General features: G+C 61.7%; 14 protein-coding genes. 8 read left to right on the top strand and 6 right to left on the bottom strand.

Translation table 11 applies throughout. The annotated features are described in order from the left end of the window. Positions 1–41: 41 nt before the first annotated feature. From MKZ91_RS17730 to MKZ91_RS17715, 4 genes are read right to left on the bottom strand one after another with little or no spacing between them, the layout of a single operon-like run. The gene (locus MKZ91_RS17730) at positions 42–1,064 is read right to left on the bottom strand and encodes a glycosyltransferase (RefSeq protein ID WP_336172379.1); all 1,023 of its coding nucleotides are present in this window, start codon (positions 1,062–1,064) and stop codon (positions 42–44) included. Next, entirely contained in the window at positions 1,061–2,092 is a 1,032-nt protein-coding gene (locus MKZ91_RS17725) for a glycosyltransferase (protein WP_336172378.1), read from the bottom strand. The genes MKZ91_RS17730 and MKZ91_RS17725 overlap by 4 nt, the downstream gene beginning before the upstream one ends. A gap of 4 nt (positions 2,093–2,096) precedes the next feature. Then, entirely contained in the window at positions 2,097–2,909 is an 813-nt protein-coding gene (locus MKZ91_RS17720) for a glycosyltransferase family 2 protein (RefSeq protein WP_336172377.1), read from the bottom strand. A gap of 8 nt (positions 2,910–2,917) precedes the next feature. Continuing rightward, positions 2,918–3,388, bottom strand: coding sequence for an Lrp/AsnC family transcriptional regulator (locus MKZ91_RS17715; protein WP_043614306.1), 471 nt, complete (start codon positions 3,386–3,388; stop codon positions 2,918–2,920). Between the two features lie 656 nt (positions 3,389–4,044). Between MKZ91_RS17715 and trxB the strand changes: the two genes are divergently transcribed. From trxB to MKZ91_RS17690, 5 genes are all read left to right on the top strand, one after another. Beyond that, positions 4,045–5,019: a thioredoxin-disulfide reductase gene (trxB, locus tag MKZ91_RS17710; RefSeq protein ID WP_336172376.1), complete on the top strand. Its 975-nt coding sequence runs from the start codon at positions 4,045–4,047 to the stop codon at positions 5,017–5,019. Between the two features lie 114 nt (positions 5,020–5,133). Then, entirely contained in the window at positions 5,134–6,030 is an 897-nt protein-coding gene (locus tag MKZ91_RS17705) for a LysR family transcriptional regulator VtlR (protein WP_336172375.1), read from the top strand. A gap of 610 nt (positions 6,031–6,640) precedes the next feature. Continuing rightward, entirely contained in the window at positions 6,641–6,931 is a 291-nt protein-coding gene (locus MKZ91_RS17700; protein WP_336172374.1) for an ArsR/SmtB family transcription factor, read from the top strand. A 44-nt stretch (positions 6,932–6,975) separates the two neighbouring features. Continuing rightward, a complete protein-coding gene (locus tag MKZ91_RS17695) occupies positions 6,976–8,097 on the top strand; it encodes an alkene reductase (protein ID WP_336172403.1) in 1,122 nt (373 codons plus the stop codon). Positions 8,098–8,161: 64 nt separating this feature from the next. Next, entirely contained in the window at positions 8,162–8,965 is an 804-nt protein-coding gene (locus MKZ91_RS17690; protein ID WP_336172373.1) for an aminoglycoside phosphotransferase family protein, read from the top strand. Positions 8,966–8,967: 2 nt separating this feature from the next. Here MKZ91_RS17690 and MKZ91_RS17685 read toward each other — a convergent pair whose 3' ends face one another. Beyond that, positions 8,968–9,537, bottom strand: coding sequence for a helix-turn-helix domain-containing protein (locus MKZ91_RS17685; protein WP_336172372.1), 570 nt, complete (start codon positions 9,535–9,537; stop codon positions 8,968–8,970). Positions 9,538–9,574: 37 nt separating this feature from the next. Between MKZ91_RS17685 and MKZ91_RS17680 the strand changes: the two genes are divergently transcribed. Continuing rightward, positions 9,575–10,084, top strand: coding sequence for a GNAT family N-acetyltransferase (locus MKZ91_RS17680; RefSeq protein ID WP_336172371.1), 510 nt, complete (start codon positions 9,575–9,577; stop codon positions 10,082–10,084). Between the two features lie 138 nt (positions 10,085–10,222). Continuing rightward, the gene (locus tag MKZ91_RS17675; protein ID WP_442892309.1) at positions 10,223–11,128 is read left to right on the top strand and encodes a lytic transglycosylase domain-containing protein; all 906 of its coding nucleotides are present in this window, start codon (positions 10,223–10,225) and stop codon (positions 11,126–11,128) included. A gap of 102 nt (positions 11,129–11,230) precedes the next feature. Here the strand turns inward: MKZ91_RS17675 and MKZ91_RS17670 are convergent, their stop codons facing one another. Next, a complete protein-coding gene (locus MKZ91_RS17670; RefSeq protein ID WP_336172370.1) occupies positions 11,231–12,247 on the bottom strand; it encodes an SDR family NAD(P)-dependent oxidoreductase in 1,017 nt (338 codons plus the stop codon). A gap of 101 nt (positions 12,248–12,348) precedes the next feature. On the opposite strand from MKZ91_RS17670, the gene MKZ91_RS17665 reads away from it, so the two are divergent. Further along, positions 12,349–13,269: a LysR family transcriptional regulator gene (locus tag MKZ91_RS17665; RefSeq protein ID WP_442892308.1), complete on the top strand. Its 921-nt coding sequence runs from the start codon at positions 12,349–12,351 to the stop codon at positions 13,267–13,269. Positions 13,270–13,319: the final 50 nt, after the last annotated feature.

Here is a 13,319-nt window from a genome sequence, read left to right as displayed (position 1 = left end):
GCGAGGCGATCCGGCCACTGAACGCCTCATCCTGAACCGTGTCAGCGCCTCGAGGCGAACAGCTTCAGATAGGCGTCGGTGATTGCCTGTTTCGAGAACTGGCTCATCAGGGTCTCGTGTCCGCGTTCGGCGAGCCGTTCGCCCAGTGACGCGTCGCTTGCGATGCGGTCGATCGCCTGGGCGAAGCCGTCGGCATCGCCGATGTCGACCATCAAGCCGTTTTCGCCGTCGCGCATGAACCATTGAGGGCCTTCCGAGCGACTTGAAACGACCGGAGTGCCTTGAGCCCAGGCTTCGAGGATGACATTGCCGAGTGGCTCATGGCTCGATGCCATGACGAAAATGTCCGAAGCGGCGAGGAAAGGACGCGTATCCTTCTGCCAACCCGCAAAGCGGACGCGCTTCGAGACGCCGAGATCGGCCGCCAACTTCTCGAGGTTTTCACGCTCTTCGCCGTCGCCGACCAGCCAGAGGTAGGCGTCCGGCACCTTGGCGAGCGCCTGGATCAGTGTGTGGAAGCCCTTGCGTGGGACGAAGCGTCCCATCGACATGACGACTGGTGCGTTTTCCGGCGTATCGAGTGTCGTCCGGCTGACGGGGGCGACCCGCTCGGTACCGGTGAAGTTTGAGATGACCTCGACGTCGCGGTTCCAGCCGAGCTTGCGCACATGTTCGGCAATGCCCGGCGTGTTGCACACGAGGCAATCGGTATTGCGGAAATAGTCGAGGCGCAGCGGATAGTCGCCGAGGCGGGAAATCTTGATGCAGCCCTTGTAGTTCGGCATGAGGCGGCTTGCGCGCGGCATCCAGGCGAAAAGCGCGTCCGGCTTCTCGCGGCGCGCCATGCTGTTCACCTTCATCGGCAGCAGGATCCGGTCCAGCGACAGGTTGCGGAAGTTGCTTTCGATGATGCGGGTCGCATCTTCGATATCCTTCCGCCAGATGCGTCCTGGCCGGATGATCGAGGTCTGCTCGACGCCGCGTTCGCTAAGCGCATTTACCAGATGAACGAAGAAGCGCTCCGCCCCGCCGTCCTTGCCAAAGTGGAAGTGCATGACCTTCATCGGCGCGCAGTGCCTTTCGCAAAGAGCTCAAGATAGGTATCGGTGATCACCTGCTCGGAAAAGCGCGTGCGCAGGGTTTCTGAGCCGCCGGCAACCAGCTTGTCACGAAGTGCAGGATCGTCGCGCACCCTGCGGATCGCGTTTGCAAGGCCCTCGTCGTCGCCGCAATCCACCATCAGGGCATCGCTTTCATGCGACATGACCCATGACGGGCCCTCGGCGCGGGAGGAAACGGTGGGCTTGCCCGCTCCCCACCCCTCGAAGCAGACATTGCCGAGTGGCTCATGCGACGAGTTGATCACAAAGACGTCGCTGGCGGCCAGATAGCCATAGGCATTGGTCTGCCAACCCGGGAAGCGGACGCGGTCGCGAAGCCCGAGTTCGTCGGTCAACTGTTCCAGCGCCTCTCGCTCCGGGCCATCGCCGACGAGCCAAAGATAGGCACAGTCGATGTTCTTGATGGCGCGGATCATGCCGTCGAAACCCTTGCGCTTGACGAACCGCCCCATGCCGATGACGACGAAGGCATCGGCCGGCGTCTGCATGTCGCTGCGGGCGACAGCTGGGACTGGCGTGGAACGGGTGAAATTGGCGATCACCTCGACGCCGCGTTTCCACCCGAGCTTGCGCACCCTGTCGGCGATGTCAGGTGTGATGCAGACCAAGGTCTCGACATTGGTGTAGTAGCCGAGATGTTCCGGATAGTCGCCGAGGCGAGAGATGCGAAAGGCGTCCTTGTGGGCAGGCATGAAGCGGCTGGCGCGCAACTGCCAAGCCATGATGACGTCAGGCTGGAACTCCCTGAGGATGCGTTGCATGCGCCAGCGCAGGAAGAAGCGCGAAAGCGAGATCCGGCGGAAGACGCCTTCGTAGATCCGCGCCCGACCTTCCAGATCCTTGCGCCAGCTCCGGCTCGGTCGAATGAGGACACGCTGTTCGACGCCACGGTCGTGCAGGGCGTTGACGAGGTTGACGAAGAAACGTTCTGCCCCGCCTTCCGTGCCGAAGTGCACATGCATGACCTTCATCGTCTTACCTTTTTGCGATCGCGTCGTCAGTGTTCGGGCGCTCCTTCAGCGCGTGACGCTGATAGATCTTGGCGGCGGTGAGGAAGGCATAGACCGCCCCCGTCATCGCTTCGATGAAACCTGGGAATCCGCAGCGCCAAAGGCCGTTGCGGAAATAGAGCCGGTAGAAATAAAGCGGAGGGCTGAACAGCATCTTGTAGGGGCGCGCCGATTTGCCCGCCGCAAACTGCTGGTCTGCCTTCAGCGTCGAGTATCTGTTTTCCTTGAGGATCTGCTCGTCGATGATCAGCGGCCGGTAGTGCAGCAGGCTGCCCTTGCGTGCGGCACTGACGGCGCCATCCGGAACGATGCCCTCGTGCACCTTCTGGCTGAGATCGTAGCGTCCCCTGCCCTGACGGATCAGCCGCAGGTTCCGCCGCTCGTGCACGCGCTCGGGCGTGTAGCCGTAGCCGATGAGATAGGGCCTGCGCGCGACGCGCCAGCCGACGGTTTCCGGCGGCGCATCAAGCAGCGATGGCAGCAGCGCCTTCAACGGTTCGTCCAGGCGTTCGTCGGAATCGATGTTGAAGCACCAGGGCTGCGTGCACTGGTCGAGTGCAAACTGCTTCTGGCCGGCATAACCCCGCCAGGGCTCGTGCAGGAAGCGGATCGGCCAGCCCCGGTCGATATAGGATTGCACGAGCGCGGGCGTGCCGTCGGTCGAGCCGGAATCGACGATGACGATTTCCGCGCATTGTTCGAGGCTCTCGATGCAATTGCCGAGATAGGCCTCTTCGTTCTGGCAGATGATGAAGGCGGAAAGCGGAAGTTTGTTCATGTCGCGCCCTAGATCTGCACGAGCCCGATATCTTTGACCTGGCGAATGGTCAGCATCGTGCGCACTGTGTCGACGCGCTCGTTGGCTGTCAGCACTTCAATGACGAAATCTTGGAAAGTCGTCAGGTTCTCGGCGACACAATGCAGCAGAAAGTCGCTTTCGCCGGAAACTGTCCAGGCTTGGCGGACGATCTGCCATTCGGCCGTGGCAGCGGCAAAGGCCTTGAGATCGGCCTCCGACTGGCGCTTCAGGCCGACCATGCAGAAGGCGACGAGGTCGAAGCCGAGCGCGGGGGCGTTCAACAGCGCGTGGTAACCCTTGATGACGCCAGTTTCCTCGAGTTTGCGCACACGCCTCAGGCACGGCGGCGCTGAAATGCCGACGCGTTGGGCCAGGTCCACATTGGTCATCCGGCCGTCACGCTGGAGCTCGCGAAGGATCTTGAGATCGATAGCGTCGAGCTCGACTTGTTTCGTCATGAACATTCGTCCTTTTTGCGCGGTGACTTTGTGAACGGGCAAAGTCAAAAACCGGATTCGGTCAGTGATTGGTCGACCTCTCGGTCGGCAAAGGGTGATCTGGTGGCTGTCGCTATCCTGTCGGCGCAGTCGCGATCGTCTCGAAGAGATGTTCTGCGACGGCGCGGCTTAAAGGACGCGGTTGTCTGGTGGCGGCGGTTCGCTGCCGAACGCGGCATGTTCGCGGATCGAACCAAGCACGACCGGCATTCAACCCCATATGCTTCTCCAGCAAAGTGAATCCGCGTGAAATATCGCCAAACCCGCTGGACAACAAGCAGCCGCGCCGACTATTCGCCGGAAAATGCGGTTGCCGGCCCCAGTAGAACGGGCAAATGCGCGGATATGGCGCTGTCGACGGACCGCCCGCGCGACGATCGGGGCGCAATGACAGCCCCTTGGGTGTCGTGGTCCCGATCGGCCCTCGGCGCCGAACCTGATGCACAAACGCGTCATCTGGTGGCAAAACTGGGCTGATAGCTCAAGCACTTGTGTGTATCGGGGCGGACGCCCTTGAAAGTCATGGTAGGGAATACCTAAACTATGGAACTATTTCCCATTGACGCAATGGAATCGGATGAGGTCGTTCACCTCTCCGGTGAACGAAGGACAAGACTATGACTGCCCGTCACGTGAAAGTGCTGATCATCGGCTCCGGCCCGGCTGGTTATACCGCTGCCATCTACACGGCGCGCGCCATGCTTCAGCCGGTGCTGATCGCCGGCCTGGAACAGGGCGGCCAGTTGATGATCACGACGGACGTCGAGAACTACCCGGGCTATGCCGATCCGGTCCAGGGCCCCTGGATGATGGAGCAGATGCTGAAGCAGGCGACCCACGTCGGCGCCGAGATCGTCAACGATCTGGTGACGGATGTCGACCTGTCGGTCCGTCCCTTCCGTATCAAGACCGACAGCGGCACCGACTGGACCGCCGACGCCCTGATCATCGCCACCGGCGCCAAGGCGAAGTGGCTGGGGATCGAGACCGAGCCGACCTTCATGGGCTTTGGTGTCTCTGCCTGCGCCACCTGCGACGGCTTCTTCTACCGCAACAAGGACGTCATCGTTGTCGGCGGCGGCAACTCGGCCGTGGAAGAGGCTCTCTACCTCTCCAACCTCGCCAAGACCGTGACGGTTGTTCACCGTCGTGATTCCTTCCGGGCCGAAAAGATCCTGCAGGAGCGCCTGTTCGCCAAGCCGAACGTCAAGGTGATCTGGGATCACGAGGTTGTGGAGTATTTGGGCGCGCCGCCCAAGCCGCCGATGCCCGCATCGGTGAACGGCGTGAAGCTGCGCAACACCAAGACCGGCGAAACCTCCGACATGGTCACCGACGGCGTTTTCGTCGCGATCGGCCACGCGCCGGCTGTCGAACTCTTCAAGGGCAAGCTGCGCCAGAAGTCGAACGGTTACCTCTGGACCGCCGCCGATTCGACCGCCACTGACGTCCCGGGCGTTTTTGCCGCGGGCGACGTGACGGACGACATCTATCGCCAGGCGGTAACGGCCGCCGGCATGGGTTGCATGGCCGCGCTCGAAGCCGAGAAATACCTGGCGGGTCATATGCCCGTCGCAATTGCAGCCGAATAGAAGCTGCGAATCGGGGCGGAGCCATAAGGCACCTCCCCGAGTGGGAACAGATGCATCAGCCACGCCCGGAAGACAGAGCCCCGTCTTCCGGAGTGGTATCTTATGGGGGACTTCATGTCGCTGGACTGGGACAAACTGCGCATTTTTCACGCGGCGGCCGAGGCTGGGTCGTTCACACATGCAGCAGACAAGCTCCACCTCTCGCAGTCGGCGATCAGCCGTCAGGTCAGCTCGCTCGAGCAGGACGTCGGCATCAAGTTGTTTCACCGCCACGCGCGCGGCCTGATCCTCACCGAACAGGGCGAAATCCTCTACCGCACCGCACACGAAGTCTTGATGAAGCTGGAAAGCGTCAAGGTCCAGCTGAGCGAGACCACCGACAAGCCGAGCGGCAAGCTGCGCATCACAACCACGGTCGGCCTTGGCCAGGGCTGGCTCACGGACAAGATCCAGGAATTCATGTCGCTGCACCCGGACGTGCAGGTCCAGCTCATTCTCGACAACGAGGAGCTCGACGTGAACATGCGCCACGCAGATTGCGCCATCCGTCTGCGCCAGCCGCAGCAGTCGGACCTGATCCAGCGCAAGCTCTTCACCGTGCATATGCACGTCTACGCGGCGCCCTCCTACATCAACAAGTATGGTGAGCCGCAGTCGGTCGATGACCTCGACAATCACCGCATCATCACCTTCGGCGAGCCGGCGCCGAACTATCTGCTCGATGTGAACTGGCTGGAAATCGCCGGTCGCGATTCCGACAATCCGCGGGTCTCGCATCTGCAGATCAACAGCCAGACCTCGATCAAGCGCGCCTGCCTGCTTGGTATCGGCGTTGCCATGCTGCCCGACTACATCGTCGGGCGCGACCCGGGCCTGATTCAACTGCCGATCAGCGCCGACATTCCGTCCTTCGATACCTATTTCTGCTATCCCGACGAAATGAAGAACGCCGCGAAGCTCAAGGTCTTCCGAGACTATATCGTCGCCAAGGCCAGGAACTGGAACTTCTGATGTCGCGTCGGCAAGTGCTTGATTTGTGGGCATTTGCCGAATTGCTTGCTTAATATCTTGTTTTTGAAGAGAAATTTTCGATGCGCCGCGGATATTGTGCGGCGCATTTTTGTTGTGCGCTGCAAAATTGTGCAGGGATGCGCACATCACATGGCTGTCATGCATATTAAATGATTGCTGCTCGCCCAAAAAAGCAGCATACCAAACACAGCTGATGCATCTTTGGTGGCTTCTCCTCCCAGTGCCACCGCAGCAGCTGTTCCCCTCTGGAGGTTTAAATTACCTTCACAACTTATAAGGGCCCAAGTCATCTTGTGGCCCTCTTTTTTTGTCTACTGTTGGAAGACAGGCGAGCCGTGATGAAAATCACTGTCGGCTATTGAAAGCCGATACTTCGCTTACCATATCAAGATGTAGCTGATGCATTCTTGGTGGCTTCTCCTCCCCGCCACCGCATTAGCTGTTCCCCTCTGGAGGTTCTGATTACCTTCACAACTGCAAGGGCCCAAGTTTTCTTGAGGCCCTTTTTTTTGCCTTCGTGATAGCCACGGTCTTGAATATCGTCATTTAGCGATACATCTATCGATAAAACACGATATGGCAATATGTGATGGACCGAGACGAGATACTGAAGGCGCTTGCTCACCCGGTGCGGGTGAACATCCTCGCATGGTTGAAAGAGCCCGAGCGTCACTTCCCGACGCAGGAGCATCCGCTCGATCTCGGCGTGTGCGCCGGGCAGTTCGAACGCTGCGGTCTCTCGCAGTCGACTGTTTCCTCGCATCTTGCCGTCCTTCAGCGCGCCGGCCTCGTGACAACGCGCCGGGTTGGACAATGGGTCTTTTACCGTCGTGACGAAGACACGATTGCCGCCTTCCTCAAGAGCATTGGCGATCTCTGAAACAAGCACCTCCTCCCAAGCAGACCTCCATGAAAGGACTTCCCATGGCCTCGCTTTTCGACCCGATCACCATTGGCGATATCGCGCTCAAGAACCGCATCGTCATGGCGCCCCTCACCCGCAATCGTTCGCCGGGGGCTGTGCCGAACACGCTAAACGTCACCTATTACGAGCAGCGCGCCAGCGCCGGCCTGCTGATCACCGAGGGAACGGCGATCACCCAGCAAGGCCAGGGCTACGCCGACGTGCCCGGCCTCTACTCGCCGGAAGCGCTCGAAGGCTGGCGCAAGGTGACCGATGCGGTGCATGCCAAGGGCGGCCGGATCGTCGTCCAGATATGGCACGTCGGACGCGTCTCGCACAATTCGCTGCAGCCGGGTGGCGGCAAGCCGGTGGCGCCTTCGGCAATCCGTGCCAAGTCGAAGACCTACCTGATCAACGGTGACGGAACCGGCTCCTTCACCGAGACCTCCGAGCCGCATGCGCTGAACGTCGCCGAGATTGCAGGCATCATCGAAGACTATCGCAAGGCGGCGCGCGCAGCGATCGACGCCGGCTTTGACGGTATCGAGATCCATGCGGCCAATGGTTATCTCATCGATCAGTTCCTGCGTTCCGGCGCGAACGATCGCAGCGATGCCTATGGCGGTTCCATCGAGAACCGCGCCCGCTTCCTCTTTGAAGTCGTGGATGCGGTGACGCAGGAAATCGGCGCTGGCCGCGTCGGTATCCGCCTTTCGCCTGTCACCCCGGCCAACGATGTTTTCGATCCTGAACCGCAGGCGGTCTTCGGCTACGTGGTCAAGAACCTCGCGCGCTATCCCCTCGCCTACGTCCACATCATCGAGGGCGCGACGGGCGGCCCGCGCGATCACCAGCAGGGTGAACGGCCGTTCGACTATCAGGCGCTGCGCGCCACCTATCTTGCCGCCGGCGGCAAGGCTGCCTGGATGACAAACAACGGCTATGACAGGGCGCTGGCCGTGGAGACGATTAGGGACGGCGACGCCGATCTTGTCGCCTTCGGCAAGCCGTTCATCGCCAATCCGGATCTGGTCGAACGGCTGAAGCGCAACGCGCCGCTGAACGCACCGGACCAGGCGACATTCTATGGCGGCGGTGCCAAGGGCTACACCGACTATCCGGCCCTTGAACAGGTTGACTGAGGCTCCCACATGGCGAGATGCCCTGCCACTCCGGCGGGGCATCTCCCCTCTGGAAGCTCAATTCATGTTCTCATCCTATTTCGAAAAATGGTCATTGCAGCCGGACGGCGACGTTATCGTTACGCCCTCCAGCCATCTTTATCCGGTCCGCTATCGTAACCAATTGGCGATGCTGAAGATCGCCCGGGATCCCGAAGAAAAATTCGGCCGCCTGCCGATGGTCTATTGGGACGGTAAAGGTGCCGCGAAAGTCTACGAGTGGGATGGTGATGCCGTCCTCATGGAACGGTCCGACAGTCAGCGCAATCTGTTCCACATGGCGATGACGGGAAGCGACGAAGAGGCGACGCGCATCATTTGCCGTGCGGTTGCCGAACTCCATGCGCCCCGCGCGACCCCCATACCCACGGACCTTGTGCCGCTCGACAAGTGGTTCGCCTCGCTGGAGGCGGCAGCGCCGGCCCAGGGTGGTCTCTTTTCACGCGCATTGGCGGCGGCGAAAACGCTGTTTGCCGACCCTGAACCATCCGTCGTCCTGCACGGCGACGTGCACCACGCCAATATCCTCGATTTCGGTGACCGCGGCTGGCTGGCGATCGATCCGAAGCGGGTCCTTGGCGATCGCGGTTACGACTACGCCAACCTCTTCTGCAATCCCGAACTGCCCCTGGTCACCGCCCCGGGGCGGTTGCAGCGGCACCTGCCCATCGTCGCCGAGGAAACCGGGCTTGACCCGCGCCGCATCCTGCTGTGGGTTCTCGCCTATGCCGGGCTCTCCGCAGCCTGGTTCCTCGAGGACGGCGACGACGCAGGCGTCGAGAGCGACCTGACCATGGCTCAGATCGCGATTGCCGAACTTGAGCGATAGGGTCAGCCGGTCTTCAGCAGGATGACCGCGTAGGTGCAGAGCCCGCTGCCGGCATTGCGGAAGACGCAATCCTGTGGCGGGCCGAGTTCCAGGCAGTCTCCCTCGCCGAGCAGGTGTGTCTCGCCGCCTTCCACAAAGGTCAGGTTGCCGGCCTTCACCCATATCCATCGCCGATGAAGCGCATAGGCGGATGCCGGGATCGGTACGTCGGCTCCTGCCGGAAGCTCGACCTCGACGAGTTCGAGCGGCAGTTCCGACATCGGCGAGACATGACGCCTGATGTATCCGCTTTGCGGGTCGCGCCAGACTGGCTGATCCTGCCGCCGCGACAATCTTCCCTGGCTTGCTTCGGCGCGCGCAATCAGGCTCGACATGGTAAGCCCGAACGCAGCCGAAAGCTTCGCAAGCAAAGTCGCCGTCGGGCTGCTGTCGCCTCGCTCGATCTTGTGGATCATCGCCCGGGACACGCCGGCTCGCTCCGAGAGCTGACTGAGCGACCAGCCGCGCGCCTCTCTCTCAAGACGAATTCGCTCACTGAGCCGTTGATCAAGGTCGTCTACTTTAGTATTCATGTCGTAGTCATATAGTGAACGAGCATGAGGAGCAAGCATGTTGATCAGGGCGGCCACTGAAGGCGATCTTCCAGCCATCTGCGAGATCTACAATGACGCGGTGGCAAACACGACGGCAATCTGGAATGAGACCCTGGTTGACGTCTCCAATCGAGCGGCCTGGTTGAAGGCGCGTGCGGACGCGGGCTATCCGGTTCTGGTGGCCGTTTCCGAGGACGGCGACGTGGTCGGCTACGCCTCGTTTGGCGACTGGCGCGCCTTCGACGGCTACCGCCATACCGTCGAGCACTCCGTCTACGTTCACAAGGATCGCCGTGGCGGCGGCATTGGCCGCAAGCTGATGATTGCGCTCGTGGCCGAGGCGGAGCGCATCGGCAAACATGTGATGGTGGCGGCGATCGAATCTGAAAATGCCGCTTCGATCCACCTTCACGCCCAGCTCGGCTTTGCCGAGACCGGCCGCATGCGCGAGGTCGGCACGAAGTTCGGCCACTGGCTGGACCTGACGTTCATGCAGCTGGTGTTGCCGACGGGAGCGCCGCGCTAGCCTTGCCAAGTGGCGCGGAGTTTTTCAACGCCGCCGAAGATGGTATGAACGCGTCACGACTGTTCGGGGAAACACTGTAACGTGGACCAAAGGCGAAACCGCAAATCGACGGTGACGGCACGTATCGTGACAGCGGCGATCGCCCTGTTCGTTGGCGCCCAGATTTTCGCAGCGCTGCCGGCCAAGGCTCGGGTCGATGACCTCCCTTCTCGTCCCAAATGCGTCTATTCCGGGCGTTCCGTCGCCGACCCCGCAAGGTCGCTTTGCATCAGCAAGGAGAATTTCGCGCGCGACGTCTGCGGCGTCATCGACCACTATGCGACGGTGAACGACCTGCCTGCGGCCTTCTTCGCCCGGCTGATCTGGCGTGAAAGCCTGTTTCGCCCGAATGCCGTCAGCCCCAAGGGCGCCGAAGGCATCGCCCAGTTCATGCCCGGCACGGCGAAGCTGCGCGGCCTTTCCAACAGCTTCGATGCCGTCGAGGCGCTCGGCAAGTCGGCCGAATATCTCAATGAACTGAAATCCCGCTACGGCAATCTCGGCTTTGCCGCTGCTGCCTACAACGCCGGTGAAAACGGGCTGGAGCGGTTTCTTGAGGTCGATTGGCTACCGGCGGAAACCCGCAACTATGTGCTGGCGATCACCGCATATAGTGTCGAGGACTGGCGCGACAATCCGCCGAAGACGCTCGACCTGACGCTCGACAAGGGCAAGACCTTCCTCGATGGCTGCGTCGCGCTCGCCAGCACCCGCAACCTCCGTGATATCGAGGTGATCGACGAAGCCGAATGGGCGCCCTGGGGCGTGCAGCTTGCCGCCCACTTTCAGAAGTCGATGGCGCAGCGACTGTTCGTGAGCGCGGTCAAGCGCCTGCCGGCGCCGATCCGCAGCGAGAAGGCTCTCTTGCTCCGGGAGCGCAACGCCAGCTTCGGCCTCAGGATCCGCTACGCCGCACGCATCGGCCGCGAGACCCGGGCGGAAGCGAACAAGCTCTGCGCCACCATTCGAAAGAGTGGCGGCGCCTGCCTGGTCTTCAAGAACTGAGTCTTCAAGAACTGAGACTTCAAGAACTGACTGCCGACTGAGCTGTCGATGCGCGGCCACGCCGCTTGACGCCACTGCTTCGCCGGGCAATCCCACGGTGCTTCACGCAAGAACGCGAACACCGCTGGTCTTGCTGGCGACTGTCTCGACTGGCATGCAACCGAGCCCCTTGAGCGTTGTTGCAACCGCCTCGTCGATCGGCGTATGCGGTTCTTCGCCGAGAACGGCCAGGAGCCGCTCGTTCGGCATCCTCAGAGGTTCGCGCCAAACGTAGCGCATCTTGCGCAATTCCCGGAAGAGCGGGACGAACGGCGAGGCAAGGCCGATCAGCCACCAGGGAAAGGCCCGAACGGGTAGCGCCGGCTTACCGACGACACGGCGGATCGCTGCCGCCATCTCCGTTCCGTTGCGGTCGAGGAACCCGCGCATGTGGTAGACGGCAAAGTGCGGCAAGCTTTCGGTGCGCTCGACAAGGCGGATCATGGTCTCGGCGACATCGGGCAGATAGGCCCATTGGTGCGCAATGCCTTCACGGCCGGGATAGGAAATCGCGGTTACCGGTTTCCCAGGTCTTACAAGGCCTTGCGAGAACCAGTTGTTGGCGGCTCCCGGGCCGAAGAAGTCGCCTGCCCTGACGATGATGACGCCGACGCCCGCCTCGGACGCGTCCTTCAGGCGACGTTCCATCTCCTCGCGGATCAGCCCCTTGTCGGTGTCCGGGTTCTGCGGTGCGTCCTCCGTCAGAATAGGAAAGGCATCCCGGCCGAAATTGTAGATCGTTCCCGGCAAGAGGATGCGGGCACCTTCGGCTTTCGCAGCCGCGATCGTGTTGTCGAGCATCGGCAGCACCAGGGTTCCCCAGTTGCGATAGCCGGGCGGATTGACCGCGTGCACGATCAGATCGACCCCTTCCGCCGCGGCGTGGACGTCGTGCGCGCTCATGGCATCCCCTTGCCGCCAGTCGAATGCTGGCTCCGCCTGTGCCGCCCTTTCGGCGTTTCGGTTCAAGGCGCGCACCTGCCATCCACGTCTGTTGAGCCCGCGCGCGACGGCGCCACCAATGCCACCCGTCGCTCCGAGCACCAGTGCAATGTTTGTTCTTTCCTGCGTCCCGGCCATTTCACGCTCCATCCGTTTCGATGGAGAGAAGATGCGGCATCCAGGGGATATACGGAATTGCCGAATTATTTTGATCGGATATACTGAAATATATGAGCAAGATGGATTTGAGCTGGGATTTCTATAGAACCTTCCTTGCAGTTCTGCGGGAGGGGTCGCTGTCGGCTGCCGCCCGCGAACTTGGCCTGACGCAGCCGACCGTTGGCCGGCACGTCGACGCCATGGAAGCGACGCTCGGCTATCCGCTCTTCGTGCGCTCCCCGCATGGTTTGCTGCCGACCGATGCCGCTCTGGCGCTCAAGCCCTATGCCGAGACCCTTTCCGCCACATCGGCGGCGCTGTTACGCGCGGCGTCAAACCAGCGTGATGCGGTGAGCGGCACGGTGCGCATCAGTGCCAGCGAAGTCATCGGCATTGAGGTTCTGCCGCCGATCCTGACGGAACTGCACGCGACCTATCCGGAGTTGACGATCGAACTCTCCGCCTCCGACACGGTCGAGGATCTGTTGCGCCAGGAGGCTGATATCGCGGTGCGCATGGTCGCGCCCGCACAGGATGCATTGATCGCCCGCCATCTCGGCGTCGTCCCAATCAGCTTTCATGCGCACCGCCGCTATATCGTGCGACGCGGCATGCCCATGGCATTGAGCGACCTCGCCGAACACAGCCTGATTGGCTACGATCGCGAAACTGCAGCGATCCGGGCGATCATCGCCCGGTCGCCCGAGCTGCCGGCCACACGGTTTGCGCTCAAGGCCGATAGCAACCTCGCCCAGCTTGCGGCGATCCGCGCCGGATTCGGCATCGGCATCTGCCAGAACGGGCTGGCGGCGCGCGACCCCGATCTTCTTCCGGTGCTGCCTGGTCTCTTCGAGATGAAGCTCGACACCTGGCTGGTGATGCACGAGAACCTGAAGACGGCGCCGCGCTGCCGCGTCACCTTCGATGCGCTCGCCAAGGGCCTGCGCGACTACATTCGCGGTCAGGCACCTCAGGCGCAGGACAGCGACGCCTCACCGTAACGCATCGGCTTCGCATCAAGCGGCGTCGCTTGCGAATGGCGACTGCGCGT

The organism is Ensifer sp. MJa1 (assembly GCF_037026475.1).
In the GTDB taxonomy this organism is placed as follows: domain Bacteria; phylum Pseudomonadota; class Alphaproteobacteria; order Rhizobiales; family Rhizobiaceae; genus Ensifer.
This window is presented reverse-complemented; position numbering and strand designations above follow the sequence as displayed.